General features: G+C 65.7%; 13 protein-coding genes and 1 other RNA gene. 9 read left to right on the top strand and 5 right to left on the bottom strand.

Features of this window, described 5'->3' with window-relative positions; translation table 11 throughout:
- Both mraZ and rnpB read right to left on the bottom strand, forming a co-directional pair.
- On the bottom strand, positions 1–429 hold the full coding sequence (mraZ, locus tag OIK44_RS19725) for a division/cell wall cluster transcriptional repressor MraZ (protein WP_273673215.1): 429 nt from the start codon (positions 427–429) through the stop codon (positions 1–3).
- A 644-nt stretch (positions 430–1073) separates the two neighbouring features.
- An RNA gene (gene rnpB / locus OIK44_RS19720) (RNase P RNA component class A) lies at positions 1074–1413 on the bottom strand.
- A gap of 210 nt (positions 1414–1623) precedes the next feature.
- Between rnpB and OIK44_RS19715 the strand changes: the two genes are divergently transcribed.
- The gene (locus tag OIK44_RS19715) at positions 1624–3327 is read left to right on the top strand and encodes a thiamine pyrophosphate-binding protein (RefSeq protein WP_273673213.1); all 1704 of its coding nucleotides are present in this window, start codon (positions 1624–1626) and stop codon (positions 3325–3327) included.
- 41 nt (positions 3328–3368) lie between these two features.
- Here OIK44_RS19715 and OIK44_RS19710 read toward each other — a convergent pair whose 3' ends face one another.
- Together OIK44_RS19710 and OIK44_RS19705 are read right to left on the bottom strand one after the other, a co-directional pair.
- The gene (locus OIK44_RS19710) at positions 3369–3926 is read right to left on the bottom strand and encodes a hypothetical protein (RefSeq protein ID WP_273673211.1); all 558 of its coding nucleotides are present in this window, start codon (positions 3924–3926) and stop codon (positions 3369–3371) included.
- A gap of 148 nt (positions 3927–4074) precedes the next feature.
- Positions 4075–5151, bottom strand: a complete 1077-nt coding sequence (locus OIK44_RS19705; RefSeq protein ID WP_273673209.1) for a porin — start codon at positions 5149–5151, stop codon at positions 4075–4077.
- A gap of 868 nt (positions 5152–6019) precedes the next feature.
- Between OIK44_RS19705 and OIK44_RS19700 the strand changes: the two genes are divergently transcribed.
- From OIK44_RS19700 to rpoH, 5 genes are all read left to right on the top strand, one after another.
- Complete coding sequence (locus OIK44_RS19700; protein ID WP_273673207.1) at positions 6020–6961, top strand: MerR family transcriptional regulator; 942 nt, start codon at positions 6020–6022, stop codon at positions 6959–6961.
- Between the two features lie 101 nt (positions 6962–7062).
- On the top strand, positions 7063–8097 hold the full coding sequence (gene ftsY / locus OIK44_RS19695; protein WP_273673206.1) for a signal recognition particle-docking protein FtsY: 1035 nt from the start codon (positions 7063–7065) through the stop codon (positions 8095–8097).
- A 7-nt stretch (positions 8098–8104) separates the two neighbouring features.
- Positions 8105–8767 carry a cell division ATP-binding protein FtsE gene (locus OIK44_RS19690; protein WP_273673303.1) on the top strand — a complete coding sequence of 221 codons (663 nt, stop codon included), beginning with the start codon at positions 8105–8107 and terminating at the stop codon, positions 8765–8767.
- Positions 8764–9684, top strand: coding sequence for a permease-like cell division protein FtsX (gene ftsX / locus OIK44_RS19685; RefSeq protein ID WP_273673205.1), 921 nt, complete (start codon positions 8764–8766; stop codon positions 9682–9684). The genes OIK44_RS19690 and ftsX overlap by 4 nt, the downstream gene beginning before the upstream one ends.
- Positions 9685–10171: 487 nt before the next feature.
- Positions 10172–11065 (top strand): RNA polymerase sigma factor RpoH, encoded by an 894-nt coding sequence (gene rpoH / locus OIK44_RS19680; RefSeq protein ID WP_273673302.1) that lies wholly within the window; start codon positions 10172–10174, stop codon positions 11063–11065.
- A 79-nt stretch (positions 11066–11144) separates the two neighbouring features.
- Here the strand turns inward: rpoH and OIK44_RS19675 are convergent, their stop codons facing one another.
- Positions 11145–11411, bottom strand: coding sequence for a hypothetical protein (locus OIK44_RS19675; RefSeq protein WP_273673204.1), 267 nt, complete (start codon positions 11409–11411; stop codon positions 11145–11147).
- Positions 11412–11561: 150 nt separating this feature from the next.
- Between OIK44_RS19675 and OIK44_RS19670 the strand changes: the two genes are divergently transcribed.
- The 3 genes from OIK44_RS19670 to OIK44_RS19660 all read left to right on the top strand — a co-directional run bounded on the left by OIK44_RS19670 (position 11562) and on the right by OIK44_RS19660 (position 15146).
- The gene (locus OIK44_RS19670) at positions 11562–11993 is read left to right on the top strand and encodes a hypothetical protein (RefSeq protein ID WP_273673203.1); all 432 of its coding nucleotides are present in this window, start codon (positions 11562–11564) and stop codon (positions 11991–11993) included.
- A gap of 73 nt (positions 11994–12066) precedes the next feature.
- Positions 12067–12807, top strand: a complete 741-nt coding sequence (locus OIK44_RS19665) for an ABC transporter ATP-binding protein (protein ID WP_273673201.1) — start codon at positions 12067–12069, stop codon at positions 12805–12807.
- The gene (locus tag OIK44_RS19660) at positions 12804–15146 is read left to right on the top strand and encodes a CPBP family intramembrane glutamic endopeptidase (protein WP_273673200.1); all 2343 of its coding nucleotides are present in this window, start codon (positions 12804–12806) and stop codon (positions 15144–15146) included. The genes OIK44_RS19665 and OIK44_RS19660 overlap by 4 nt, the downstream gene beginning before the upstream one ends.
- Positions 15147–15203: the final 57 nt, after the last annotated feature.

Here is a 15203-nt window from a genome sequence, read left to right as displayed (position 1 = left end):
TCAGAAAGAAAAATTAGATAGGACATCGGGGGCGCCGGCGTCGATCGCCTGCTGCTCTTTTTCGGCCAGCTTGGCCGCGTCCCAGATTTCGAAGTGCGTGCCCATGCCGATCATCATGACCTCGCGCGCCAGGCCGACGGCGCTGCGCAGCTCGGGCGAGATCAGCACGCGGCCGGCCGAGTCGAGCTCGACGTCGCAGGCGTTGCCGAGGAAGATGCGCTGCCAGGCCCGCGCGGCCATCGGCCACGCGGCGATTTGCTGGCGGTGGTTTTCCCAGACGGGGCGGGGAAAGAACAGCAGGCAGCCGTCCGGGTGTTTGGTCAGCGTCAGGCGGCCTTCGCACTGGATCGACAGCGCGTCACGGTGCTTGGCGGGAATTGACATCCTGCCCTTTGCATCGAGATTGATTGCGGACGCGCCTTGAAACACGGAAGACCTTTGACCTCAGAAGATTAATAAGCGGGTGAGCGCGGCGCTTGCGGCGGGAAAATCTCCCACAAAAAGACACTTTTTCACACAGTTGCCCACTTTAGAGGATGCCACGAGGGTGGTCAAGCGCTTTCCGCCTATCGAAACAGTGATTTTATTAATGAAATGAAGGACTTAGCGGATATCCTTGAAGAAGGTCCGCATAAAAATATATCGACAAATTAGATACTTATGAAAGATAGTGAATGTGCTACCTCATCTATTCACATGTGTTTGCTTGAAAAAAACAAGATGGGAAGCCAAGGAAAAAACTTAAAATAAATACATAAAGTTGACATAGAACAACAGTGTAGGCAGAACGCGACCCGTTCCGGCGGGGCGCGCGAGGCCGGCCGGAAAAAGTGATAATTGGATAGATTTGGCTATTTTACAGCTTTTCAAGGGAAGCGGACGGCGCGCGCCGGGCGCGCCTGCGGGGCCGGCCAGGCACGGCGGGCGGCGGCGCGCCCGGACAACATGTATATACAACTTTGGCGCAAATATTTCTTTGCGGATATAAAAAAAGGCCCCGTAAACGGGGCCCGCGGGCGGCGGATAGCGCTATCCGCGCATGCCGGCGCGCTGGGGGGCGCCGACGGAAATTCAAGTGAAGCAGGCCGATAGGCCGGATTTTGTTACGGCGCTGGCCCTTGCGGGTTCGCGCTATGACAGCCATTCCTCTAGGCGCCGGATTACTCCGGCGCTCAAGCTTTCTACCCGCACGCTCCGCGAGCAGCATCATCGCGTGCCTATTTGAAATTGCACCAGGTGGAGGTTACCGCGTTTCACCGTAACTTAATACGCTCGTCTCTGTGGCCCTATTCCTCGCCTTATACCTTGCGGCTTTCAGCGGACGGCCGTTAACCGTCACCCCGCTCTATGGAGTCCGGACCTTCCTCCCGCCGACGCATTGCTGCGCCGGCCAGCGACTGTCTGGCCTGCTTCACCCGCCATTGTACCGCACCGGGAGCGGCGGGGGCGGGGACAGACCACGATTATCGGAAAACGTTTCCCGATAATCGTGGTCTGTCCCCGGTGAAAACTGAAATTCGGTGTCGCCATTTCAAAAGCCGGGCAAAATCGGCTCGCTTAGAATGGCGCATGCCGGCGTGCATCCCGCGCGCCTTTCGCGTTCACTTTTTTGAAGAGTCGACCATGACGCAACAATCCCGCACCGGCGGCCAGATTCTGGTCGACGCCCTGAAAATCCACGGCGTCGATACCTGCTTCGGCGTGCCCGGCGAAAGCTACCTCGATGTGCTCGACGCGCTGCACGACTCGGACATCCGCTTCATCGTCAACCGCCAGGAGGGCGGCGCCGCCTTCATGGCCGAGGCCCACGGCAAGCTGACCGGCCGCCCCGGCGTCTGCTTCGTCACCCGCGGCCCCGGCGCCACCAACGCCTCCATCGGCGTGCATACGGCCTACCAGGATTCGACGCCGATGATCCTGTTCATCGGCCAGGTCGGCAACGACTTCATCGACCGCGAAGCCTTCCAGGAGATCGACTACCGCCGCATGTACGGCCAGATGGCCAAGTGGGTGGCGCAGATCGACCGCGCCGAGCGCATTCCCGAATATCTGGCGCGCGCCTTCCAGGTCGCCACCAGCGGCCGCCCCGGCCCCGTCGTGCTGGCCCTGCCCGAGGATATGCTGACGGCCGTGGCCAGCGTCGCCGACACGCGCCGCTACCAGGCCGTGCAGGCGGCGCCGGCGGCGGCGCAGATCGCCCAGCTGCGCGCCATGCTGGCCGAAGCCAGGCGCCCGCTGCTGCTGCTGGGCGGCGCCACCTGGAGCGCCCAAGCCTGCGCCGACCTGCGCCGCTTCGCCGAGGCCAACGCCCTGCCCGTCGCCTGCGCCTTCCGCTTCCAGGACCTGCTCGACAATGCCCACCCTAACTATATAGGCGACGTCGGCATCGGCATCAATCCGAAGCTGGCCGCGCGCGTCAAGGACGCCGACCTGATTCTGGCGCTCGGCCCACGCCTGGGCGAAATGACCACCGGCGGCTATACGCTGATCGCCTCGCCGGTGCCGCGGCAGCGCCTGGTGCATGTCCACGCCGACGCCGAGGAGCTGGGCAGCGTCTACCAGGCCGAGCTGATGATCAACAGCGGCATGCCGCAGGCTTGCGCGATGCTGGCGGCGATGGCGCCGGTCGACGCCGGCGCCTGGCGCCACACGGTGGCCGAGGCGAAGGCCGAGCTGCTCGCCTTCCAGCGGCAGCCGCCCATCTTCCAGGACGGCAGCGCGCCGCTCGACCTGTGGCAGGTGACCCAGGAGATCATGGCGCAGGCGCCGGCCGACACCATCCTCACCAACGGCGCCGGCAACTACGCGTCGTGGGCGCACCGCTTCTACCGCTACGGCGGGCTGCGCACGCAGCTGGCGCCGACCAACGGCGCGATGGGTTACGGCCTGCCGTCCGGCGTGGCCGCCAAGATCGTCGATCCGCAGCGCACCGTCATCACCTTCGCCGGCGACGGCGAGTTCATGATGAACGGCCAGGAGCTGGCCACGGCCGTGCAGTACCAGGCCGGCGTCGTCGTCATCGTCTTCAACAACCAGATGTTCGGCACGATCCGCATGCACCAGGAACGCGACTATCCCGGCCGCGTCTCCGGCACCGGGCTGCACAACCCGGACTTCGCCGCGCTGGCGCAAGCCTACGGCGCGCACGGCGAGGTGGTCAACACCACCGGGGAGTTCGGCCCGGCGCTGCGGCGCGCGCTGGCGCACGCGGCCGAGAAGCGCCTGCCGGCGCTGATCGAGTTGCGCTATGACGGCAACCTGATCACGCCGAACGCGACGCTGGCGACGATACGCCAGAACGCCGAGGCGGCGCGGGCGGCGAAGTAAAAAAAAAGGGGCGCCCATCGGCGCCCCTTGTTGTATCGGTCTCAGGCGGCCGGCATTTCCGCCGGCGCCGTTTGCGGCGCCTCTTCGGCCGGCTCTTCCGGCGCCGGCTGCGGCCGCGGGCATGGCTTGCAGTTCTTCAGCCTGGCGCCGAAGTCCGTCACCCGCGCCAGCCGCATCGGCATGCTGGCGTCGCCGCCGCAGTAGGCGCCGTCCAGCGTCAGCGTCCGGCCATCCTTCGAGAAGCGGCCGATGAACTTGCGCTCGCCGTCGTCGGCGCCGGCGACGCTGAAGTCGATGGCGCCGCTGCCGGCGTCGATATTGACCTCGCTGGCCACCAGCGGCCAGCTCAGCGCGCCGGCCGTGAATTCATAGAATACGCTATCGCCTTCCGCGAAGCGGTGCAGGCTGACGCGCTGGCCGCCGATTTCGCCGCTGGGCTGCTGTATGCACAGGTCCGAGTACACCATCACGCCGTAGCGCGGCAAGCCGCCGGCGGGGGCTTTCGTCCTGGTCTTGGCGGCGGCAAGGGCCGTGCCGGCGGCGGCGCACAAGAGCACGGCCGCCAGTGCCAGGCGGCCGGATCGAGGGATATTTTTCATGGGAGCCTTCGCGGTGATTGTTGGCGCATTTTAACCTGCGCCGCAGAAATGCAAAACGCGCCGCCAAGCCTGAGCCCGACAGCGCGTTTTGTTGCGCTTCGGGTCCGCGGACGGACCCTAGGCGCTGATTCCAATTCCGCTTAGGGAATTAGAACGAGTGACGCATACCAACGTTGAACGCTTTGTCGCCCGAACCAACTTCGCTGGCGTTACCAACGGTGTAGCCAGCTTTGTTCGTGTTTTTGATTTTAGCGAACGAGGTGTAAGCCGAAGTACGCTTGGACAAAGCGTACGAGTAGCCAACAGCCCATTGCGTAGCGTCAAAGTTCGACGAATCGGTGTCGTTTTTGCGGATGTACGAAGCCATCACGGTGCCAGCTTGGCCAACTGGTGCGCTTACGCCCAGCAGCAGGTTGGTGCTGTTGTCGGTCAGACGGCCAGCGTTTGGCAGGTTTGCCAGGGTCGCTGCAACGTCAATTTTGCCGCCCATGGCGCTGGCGGTACCTTTGTCTTTGCCGTAGGCGAAGAAGGCTTTAGCGACGGTGAAGTCGTAGTTAGCGGCCAGCAAAATGTTGCGTGCCAGGTCGCCGTCGACGTTCAGTGCTGGAACGTCGTTGTTAGCAACGCTGTACACCAGACGTGCGTTCAGTGGGCCGTTAGCGTAAGCAACAGCGGCGCCAACTTGACGGCCCGATTTGTTGCTACCAGCTTGTTCGCCCAGGGTGTAGCTCACTTCGCCGGTGAAGCCGCTGAATGCTGGCGACACGTAAACGATCGAGTTTTTCGCGCGTTGGGTCGATGGGAACAGGTTCGTTGCCGTACCAGCGTAGCCGCCAGCGAACGGATCTGCCACTTCGGTCAGTGCTTTGTAGTACGAAGTGTATTGGTTACCCAGGGTCACGGTGCCCAGGGTGGTGCTTTTCAGACCCAGGAACGTTTGACGACCGAACAGGCCGCCTTCGTTTTGCGTACCGGTGTCAACGTTGAAGCCGGCTTCCAGACCGAACACAGCCGACAGGCCGTTGCCCAGATCTTCGGTGCCGCGGAAACCCAGGCGCGAAGCCGAAGCGATGCCGCTGCTTACTTTGGTGGTCGAACCGACTGCCGCGCCGCGCTCGCTGACGATACCGGCATCGACGACACCGTAGATCGTTACGTTGGATTGGGCGAAGGCCATGTTGCTGGCTGCGGCCAGAACTGCCAGGGAGATGATCGATTTTTTCATTGCGTGTTTCCTTTATTATTAAAGCAAAAGTTAGTACTGACCATGCATCTCGTGCTGCGCTCTTGATGAGCACTTTTTATGAGTGAGGGCAAGGTCTCCACCTGCCATATTGCGGCTCCATTGAGGAAGCGAGCTCACATTCGTCGCGGCGCGCGCGTCGGCGCACCGGCTTCACCAGATCTGTGCGTAATGCACCACGGCCGCACCAGATCGGTGCGCGAGGCACCGGAGGCGGCACTATAACGACCGATTCTGATTCCATCAAGTCTAAATATGTTACGAGGTGTACCAATTACGCCACACTCGTTCCCGCGCGCATAGCGCTGCGGGCGTCGCATCGTGCGCCCGCGACGGGCTGCTTCGGCGCGTCGAGCAACATTGCGCCACGGCAAAAAAATTGCGGTTTAATAACAAAGTCGGACCGCGCGATCAGTCCTTGCCATTGCACCAGTTGAGGGGCCGCCGACGTCGCGCCGGCATGCGCCATCCGTTTGCTGCCCGCACCGGACTGGCCGAGCGGCCCGCCGATTCCAGGGGGAGATGTCACAAACGGGACGAAGCATACACCCCATTGAATAATCCTGCAGAGCGCGCGCACGATTGCCGGCGGCAAGGCCCGCGCCATGCTTGTCACTATACCATTAGTAGGATGGAAAAACACGGCGGCGCAAATGGCGCGTTAAGGAGCCCACCGGCAAGACCACGCGACCGGGCGCGCGATACCCGGGCGGCGGAGCAAGCGGCGACCCCACCAACATTTGCAATATGGAAAGCGGGTAAAATGCAGCTCCCATCCTGGATGGATGACCAGCCCACGATACGAGCAAGACCGCGCGCCCCGACGTGCGCGCCAGGCCGCCACCGCCCCATGGACACTGACAACCCGCCCTTCCCCGTTTGCAGCACGATCAGCGACGTCGAACGCGACACCGGCCTGGCCAAGGAAACATTGCGCGTGTGGGAAAGGCGCTACGCCTTCCCGCAACCGCAGCGCGACGCCTTCGGCGAGCGCCTCTATTCGGCCGAGCAGGTGCGCAAGCTGCGCCTGGTGAAGCGCCTGCTCGACCTGGGCTTTCGCCCCGGGAAAATCATCGGCCACAGCAGCGACGCGCTGCAAGCCCTGGCCGCGCGCCACAGCGCCGCCGCCGCGCCGGACGACCCGCGCCTGCACGCCTGCCTGGCCCTGTGCCAGGCTTACCAGACCGACGCCCTGCGCGCCGCGCTGTCGCAGGCGCTGCTGGAGATGGGTTTGCGCCATTTCGTCACCGATCTGGTGGCGCCGCTGACGACGCGCGTCGGCGCCAGCTGGGCCTGCGGCCAGTTGGCCGTGTACGGCGAGCACCTGTTCACCGAGACGCTGCAGATGGTGTTGCGCACCGCCATTTTTTTGACTCAACAGGCGGACCGGCCCGGCTTGGCCGCGCCACGCATCCTGCTGACGACGCTGCCGCAGGAGCGCCACGGCCTGAGCCTGCTGATGGTCGAAGCGCTGTGCGTGGCCGACGGCGCCCACTGCATCTCGCTGGGCGTGCAAACCCCGCTGCAAGACATCGTCGAGGCCGCCCACACCCTGCGCGCCGACATCGTCGCGCTGTCTTTTTCCAGCTGCAACAACACGCGCCAGGCGCAGGACGGCTTGAACGGGCTGCGCGCCGGCCTGCCGGCGGCCGTCGAACTGTGGGCCGGCGGCGCCGCCATGGCGCCGATGAAGCGCCGGCCCGCCTCCGTCCACGTGCTCGACCTGCCGCAAGTGGCCGGCGCGCTGGCCGACTGGCGCCGGCGCCGGGCGAAAAGTTGCCAAATACCATAGCGAAGGCCGGGGCCGCCGCCCCGCTCTGGTAGAATAGGCCGACCGAATGACCCGCCCGGCGCCGCCGGGCCCCGCTTGAAGCGCCCCCCAACCACACTCCCATGTTTAGTTTCTTCAAGAAAAAACCCGCCATCCCCGAAGTTGCGCCGCAACCCGCCCACACCGCCGCGCCGGCCGTCCCGGCGCCAGCCCCGGCCGCGCCGCCGCCCGCGGCGGCCGCCACGCCCGACGCCGTCAAGAAGCAGTCGTGGGTGGCCCGCCTGAAGGCCGGCCTGTCGAAAACCTCCTCGACGCTGAGCGTGCTGTTCGTCGGCGCCAAGATCGGCGACGAACTCTACGAGGAACTGGAAGCGGCGCTGCTGATGTCGGACGCCGGCATCGACGCCACCGCCTTCCTGCTCGGCGAGCTGAAGAAAAAGGTCAAGGAAGACAAGCTGCTCGACGCCGCCGACGTCAAGGCCGCGCTGAAGGTCTTGCTGACGGAGCTGCTGGCGCCGCTGCAAAAACCGTTCGAGCTGGGCCGCCACCAGCCCCTGGTGATGATGATTTCCGGCGTCAACGGCGCCGGCAAGACCACCTCGATCGGCAAGCTGGCCAAGCACATGCAGGCCAACGGCCAGTCCGTGCTGCTGGCGGCCGGCGACACCTTCCGCGCCGCCGCCCGCGAGCAATTGATGGTCTGGGGCGCGCGCAACAACGTCACCGTCATTTCCCAGGAATCCGGCGATCCGGCCGCCGTCGCCTTCGACGCCGTGCAATCGGCCAAGGCGAAGAAGATCGACGTCGTCATGGTCGACACGGCCGGCCGCCTGCCGACCCAGATGCACCTGATGGAGGAATTGAAGAAGATCAAGCGCGTCATCGGCAAGGGCATGGACGGCGCGCCCCATGAAACCCTGCTCGTCATCGACGGCAACACGGGGCAGAACGCGCTGGCCCAGGTCAAGGCCTTCGACGACGCGCTGCAACTGAGCGGCATCGTGATCACCAAGCTGGACGGCACGGCCAAGGGCGGCGTGCTGGCGGCCATCGCCCGCAGCCGCCCGGTGCCCGTGTACTTCATCGGCGTCGGCGAACAGATCGAGGACTTGCAACCGTTCAACGCCGCCGAATTCGTCGACGCGCTGCTCGGGTAAGCCCATGATGATCGCCTTTGAACACGTCAACAAACAATACTCGGCCGACGCGATGGCCTTGCGCGACATCTCGCTGTCGGTGGCCAAGGGCGAGCTGGTGTTTCTCGCCGGCCCCTCCGGCGCCGGCAAGTCGACGCTGCTGAAAATGATCGCCGCGATGGAGCGCCCGAGCTCGGGCAAGGTCATCGTCAACGGCCAGGACATCGGCAAGATCAAGCCGGCCGGCGTGCCCTTCCTGCGCCGCAACCTCGGCCTGATCTTCCAGCAGCAGCGCCTGCTCACCGACCGCTCCATCCTCGCCAACGTCATGCTGCCGCTGCTGGTGACGGGCGCGCCGAAAGCCCAGGCCGAGCAGCGCGCCCGCGCCGCCCTCGACAAGGTCGGCCTGCTGGAACGCGCGCCGGCCCTGCCGCTGGCCCTGTCCGGCGGCGAGCAGCAGCGCGTCGCCATCGCCCGCGCCATCGTCAACCGGCCGCAGATCATCCTGGCCGACGAACCCACGGCCAACCTCGACCGCGCCAGCGCCGACAAGGTGCTCGACGCCCTGAAAGCCTTCCACTCGGTCGGCGTCACCTGCCTGATTTCGACCCACGACGAACAGATCATCGAATCGGCCGCCCGCGTCATCCACCTGCAACAAGGCCGCATCACCGGCACGGAGAGCCCATGAAAAGCTGGTTCCGCCAACACGGCTTCGCCCTCGGCGCGGCCCTGATCCACCTGCGCAAGGCGCCCGGCAGCTTCCTCTTCAACATCTTCGTCGTCGCCATCGCGCTGGCCCTGCCCTTCGCCGGCGTGACCCTGCTCGACAATGTGCGGCCGATGTCGGCGCAAATGTCGGTGGACCCCGAGCTGAGCCTGTTCCTCAAACCGGACCTGCCGCGCGAGCAGGCGGCGGCGATGGCGCCGGCGCTGCGCCGCGTCCTCGACGACGCCAAGGCCAAGGTCATCTTCGTGCCGCGCGAACAGGCGCTCGACGCGCTGAAAAACAAGAACGGCCTGGCCGACGTGCTCAGCACGCTGGGCGACAACCCCCTGCCCGACAGCTATGTGCTGAAGCTGGACGCGTTCAGGAACGCGGCCGACGCCGGCCGCATCGACGCCGTCGCCGCACAATTGCGCGCCCTGCCGGGCGTCGACACGGTGCAGGTCGACTCGGCCTGGGTCAAGCGCCTGGCGGCGCTGCTGGGCGTGCTGCGCCTGGCCCTGCTGCTGCTGGCCGTCACACTGGGCACCGTCGTCATCGCCGTCGTCTTCAACACGATACGCCTGCAGGTGATGACGCAGCGCGACGAAATCAGCGTCTCCAAGCTGATCGGCGCCACCGACACCTTCATCCACCGTCCGTTCTACTACACCGGCGCCCTGCTCGGCCTGTGCGCCGGCGCCGTCGCCCTGGGCGCCGTCGCGCTGGCGCTGCAACCGCTGAACACGGCCATCGCCGAGTTCGCCCGCCTGTACGCCTCGGAATTCCAGCTGACCCCGCTGGAACCGCTGGCCATGGCCGGCTTGCTGGCCCTCAGCGCCGGCCTCGGCCTGGTCGGCGCCATGCTGTCGGTGCAGCGCCACCTGGCGCGTCTGAACTGAACCGCCCGCGGCCGGGGCCATGGGTGGAACGCCGCGTTCCGCCCATGGCCGCGCGCTTAAGCCAGTCTTCAGTAAGTTCCCCCATACTGTTTACCGTCTATCCACGGAAGAACTATCCCTGCAGCGCGACATCTAAGATTTCAAGGGGCATCAGAGCCGGGCGTTCCCGTATGTTGCCGCGGCGACCCATGACGATTTGATACAGCACAAAAATTACTGAAATGGCATGATTGCCCCGACTATTGCGTAAGGCATTAGGTATGATGGGTTCATAGCATTTATGCTATCAGGGCAATTAGGTGAGCCGATTGGCACTCTCCCCGGGAGAGTGCTAATATACGTCACATCAGTTGCTGCGACATGCTTTTTAGCAACATCCGGCGGCAAGGCACGACAGGTAACAAACCGTAACAGTCCGTGTTTGCATCCGGCCTGCATGGCACATTGGAATCACGCAAGACTATAAGAGCGAGGAATATATATGACTATGATGTCCGCACCGTCCGCATTGGTCACGACCAAGAGTAACGCGCTGGGCCTCGGGTTTACCGGCAATCTGGGTAACCTGGATGCCTATATCTCCGCCGTCAACCGTCTGCCGATGCTGTCCCACGACGAAGAAGTCTCGCTGGCGACGCGTCTGCGCGCCAACAACGATCTGGCCGCCGCGCAGGAACTGGTGCTGTCCCATCTGCGTCTGGTCGTATCGATTGCCCGCGGCTACCTCGGCTACGGCTTGCCGCACGCCGACCTGATCCAGGAAGGCAATATCGGCCTGATGAAAGCCGTCAAGCGTTTCGACCCGGATCAGGGCGTGCGCCTGGTGTCGTACGCGATGCACTGGATCAAGGCCGAGATGCATGAATACATCTTGAAAAACTGGCGCCTCGTGAAAGTGGCGACGACGAAGGCGCAGCGCAAGCTGTTCTTCAATCTGCGCAGCCACAAGCAGGGGCTGGACGCGATGACGCCGACGCAAATCGACGCGCTCGCCAAGCTGCTGGACGTCAAGCGCGAAGAAGTGATCGAAATGGAAACCCGTTTGAGCGGCCGCGACATCGCGCTGGAATCGCCGACGGACGACGAGGACGACAAGTTTTCGCCGATCGCCTACCTGTCGTCGGAGCAAAGCGAGCCGACCAAGGTGCTGGAAGCGGAACAGGTGACGCGTTTGCAATCGGAGGGGCTGGAATCGGCGCTGGGCAAGCTCGACGCGCGCTCCCGCCGCATCGTCGAAGCGCGCTGGCTGGCCAACGACGACGGCTCCGGCGCCACGCTGCACACGCTGGCCAACGAGTTCGGCGTCTCGGCCGAGCGCATCCGCCAAATCGAAACGGCGGCGCTGAAGAAAATGAAGGGTGCGCTGAGCGCCTTCGTTTAAGCCCGCATTGGCTGCAGCAATAACAACAAAGGCGCTTCAGGCGCCTTTGTTGTTATTGCCGCGGGCAATCTGGCTGCGCTTAGGCGGCCAAGCCTTTCGCCAGCAACTCGGCGACCAGTTCGTTGAGCTCGACGCCGCGCTCCTTGGCCTGCGTTTGCAATTGCAGCACGAGGGCGCTGTTGAGCTTGACGGCGAACGGCACCAGGCCCAGCGCCTGGTCCAGCTTGCGCTGTTCGCGGCGGTCCGGCGCGGCCGCGCCGCTCTTACCGAAACCGGCTGCGCCAGGGGCCGCCATTTTCCCCATCAATTTTTTGGCGTCGCTCTTGGCCAAGTCGGTCTTTTTCATTGTGTCTGTCCTTATTATTTCAAAACAGCCATTTTACGCAGTATCGGGCGCGCCATAGACTTTGTTTGCGCGCCCCATGCATGGCATATTTGCTACCATTGCCCTATATGGCGGCGGCCGCGCCGCGCTGCGCCGCCGAAAGGAACAGACATGCAACGACACATCGTGCAACGCTGGCTCGCCCTGCCCCTCCTGTGCGCCGGCCTGGCGGCGCTGGCCGCCTGCGCGCGCTCCGCCGCCACCGAACCGGCGCCGCCCGCCGACTCGACCGTGGTGCTGGCCGTCGGGCAGAGCGTGGCGCTGACGCCGACGGCGACGCTCAGGCTGGACCGCGTCAACGACAGCCGCTGCAAAGTCGGCGCCGTCTGCGTCTGGGCCGGCTACATCAGCTACAGTTTCACCGTCAGCGAGGGCGGCGCGGCGACCGCGTTCACGCTGTCCGATTCGATGCCCGGCGGCGCCCCGAGCAGCAGCGTGCAAGGGCGCACGTTCACGCTCGTCGGCGTCGAACCGGCCGCGCCGCCGGCCCTGCGCGCGCCGGAGCCGGACTACCGCGTCAGCGTCAAGGTAAGCGCCAACTAAAACGCAGCCGGCTGAGATGGTCCGCGCCACATACGGTAATATTGCAAAATAATCATATAAGCGGGGATATGCCATGATCGAATTCCAGGCACTGGCGAAGCGCTACGGCGCCTTCGACGCCGTCAAACCCCTCTCGCTGCGGGTCGGCCGCGGCGAAGTGTTCGGTTTTCTCGGCCCCAACGGCGCCGGCAAGACGACGACGATCCGCATGATGATGGGCATCCTCGTTCCCAGCGCCGGACGGGTGCGCATCGACGGCCTGGACTGCCACGGCGACGCCATCGAGGTCAAGCGCCGCGTCGGCTACCTGCCCGACAACCCGATTTTTTACGACTACCTGCGCGGCCGCGAAATCCTCCAGTTCGTCGGCGAGATGCACGGCTTTTCGCCGGCCGGGGCGGCCGAACGCGGCGCGCGCCTGCTGGCCGAGTTCGGCCTCGACGAAGTCAGCGAGGAATTCGCCGTCAACTATTCGATGGGCATGAAAAAGAAGCTCGGCCTGGCCTGCGCCATGATCCACGAGCCGGCCGTGCTGATCCTCGACGAACCGATCAACGGCCTCGACCCGCGCGCCTCGCGCGAAGTCCAGGAGCGGCTGCTGCGCATCGCCGCGCAGGGCACGACGATCTTCGTCTCCACCCATTTGCTCGACATGGCCGAGCGCCTGTGCGACCGCGTCGGCATCATCCACCGCGGCGCGCTGGTGGCCACCGGCACGCTGGAGCAGATCCGCGACAGCATGTGCGCCGACGGCACGCTGGAGGAAGTCTTCCTGAAGATCACCGACGAAACCGCCGACTGCGCGCCGGCATGATGGCGCACCCCTCCGCGCTGCGCGCGATGTGGCTGCTGGCGCGCTTGCGCCTGCTGCGCCTGCTAAACCAGACCAACAGCGGCATCAGCCAGGGCTTCAAGGCCGGCAAGAAAAGCCGCGCCGCCACGGCCGGCAAGCAACGCGGCCGCTGGATCATCACCACCCTGGCGGTGCTGGTGATGAGCTTCAGCTTCGGCAACATGGCCTTCCAGAGCGTGCGCAACCTGAACTGCGTCCTGGTGCCCGCCAACGCCTGCCCCGCCGGGCAAGCGCCCCAGCACCTGGCGGCGGCCGCCGACGCATTGGCGGCGACGCCCTTCCCGCCCGCGCTGGCCGGCGGCGTCGCGATGCAACTCTCGCTGCTGTTCCTGGTCAGCTTCCTGCTGCCGCTGGCCGCGCGCGAACTGTCCCAGCCCGACTGGGACCTGGAATGGCTGGTCACCTTGCCGGCGTCGCGCCGCACGCTGCTGTGGGGGCGCTTGCTGGAACGCAGCCTGGCCAATCCCGGTGGATTGCTGGCGCTGTTGCCTAGCTGCCTGGCGATCGCCTGGTATTCCGGCCACGTGTGGAGCGCGCCGCTGCTGGCCGCCGTCGCCGCCTTTCCCCTGCTGATGCTGGCGGCGCTGCTGCGCACCCTGGTCGACACCGGCCTGCGCCTGCTGCTGCCGCCGGCCCAATTGCGCAACCTGCAAGCCTTCGTCTCCGTCGTCAGCATACTGCCCATGTACCTGGCGATGTCGCTGGCCCTCACGCCGGGCGCCACGCTAGGCTTCGACCTGGCCGCCGCCTTCCCGGCCTGGGCCGCCTGGACCCCGCCCGGCCTCGTGGTGCAAATGCTCAACGCCCGCGGCATCGCCGCGGCGCTGCCGCCGGCCGCGCTGCTGGCCCTGCAAGTGGCGGCGCTGCTGCAACTGGGCATAGCGCTGCTGCGCCACCAGTTGCGCGACGGCGTCGTCGCGGCCGGCTCGCGCGAGAGCGCGCGCCAGCGCGCACCGGCGCAGGCGCACGCCGCGCGGCGCTGGCGCATCGGCAGCGTCGTGCAACGGCGCGAACTGCGCCTGCTCAGCCGCGACCGCAACTTCCTCGTGCAAAGCCTGTTGCTGCCCGTCGTCATCGTGCTGAGCCAACTGCTGTTCAACGGCCAGCTCCACAGCATCGCCCAACTGGGCGAGAACCCCGCCACGATGGCCGCGCTGGCCTTCGCCATCGGCGCCTACGTGCTGGTGCTGTCGGCCTTCCAGACGCTGAACACGGAGGGCGGCGCGCTGTGGCTGCTGTACACCTTCCCGGCGTCGATCGAGCGCGTGCTGAAGGAAAAGGCGCAACTGTGGGCCATGCTGACGCTGGCCTACCCGCTGGCCGTCTTCGGCATCGGCCTGTACTTTGCGCCGGCGCCGAGCTGGCAACTGTTCGGCCTGCTGCTGGTCGTGCTGGCCGGCATTCCGATCTACTCGCTGATCGCCGTGTCGCTGGGCGTGTTCGCCTGCGACCCGCTGGCCCAGGACGAGCGCGTCAAGGTGCACCCGACCTATCTGTACCTGTACATGCTGCTGGCGACGCTGTACAGCCTCGCCATCTACGCCGGCTCCTGGCCGCAAAAGATCGTCGTCATCGTGCTGACCGCCTCGCTCGCGCTGGCGCTGTGGCAAAAGGCGCGCGACGAACTACCCTACCTGCTCGACCCGGCCGCATCGCCGCCGCCGCGCGTCTCCAGCGCCGACGGACTGATCGCCGCCACGCTGTTTTACCTGCTGCAGGCGGCCTTGCTGGCCGTCCTGGGCGCCGACGGCAGCCGGCCCGACGCCGCCACGTTCGCCCTCGCATTTGGCATCGGCGGCGCGCTGACCTATGCGCTGGTGCGCGTCCACTACTGGCGCAGCAAGACGGCCGGCGTGCCGCGCATAGGCGGCGCCGGCGCGGGCCTGTCGGTGCGCCTGGGCTTGGCCGGCGCCGCCTGCGCCGCCATCTTCGGCCTCGCCTATTTGTACGGGCTGGGCCAGGCGGGCCTGCTGCCGGACGCCGCGCAACTGCCCAACGACACGCCGGCGAACCGCGCCTGGTTTCTCGGCCTGGCCGTGCTGGCCGCGCCGCTGTGCGAGGAGTTCATCTTCCGCGGCCTGATCTTCGGCGGCCTGCGCCGCTCGATGGGCGCGCTGCCGGCGGCCTTGGCCAGCGCCGCGATCTTCGCCATCGTGCATCCGCCGGCGTCGATGCTGCCCGTCTTCGTTGTCGGCCTGTGCACGGCCTGGGCCTACGAGCGCAGCAAGACGCTGCTGGCGCCGATGCTGGCGCACGCCGGCTATAACGCCATCGTCGTCGGCTGCCGGCTGTTGTTCTGAGGCGGGGAAGGCGGGCCGCCATGCCTTAAAATACCGGCTGATGCCATTTCAGCCGCG

The sequence above is a fragment of the Janthinobacterium fluminis genome (genome assembly GCF_028595325.1).
GTDB lineage: Bacteria > Pseudomonadota > Gammaproteobacteria > Burkholderiales > Burkholderiaceae_D > Janthinobacterium > Janthinobacterium fluminis.
This window is presented reverse-complemented; position numbering and strand designations above follow the sequence as displayed.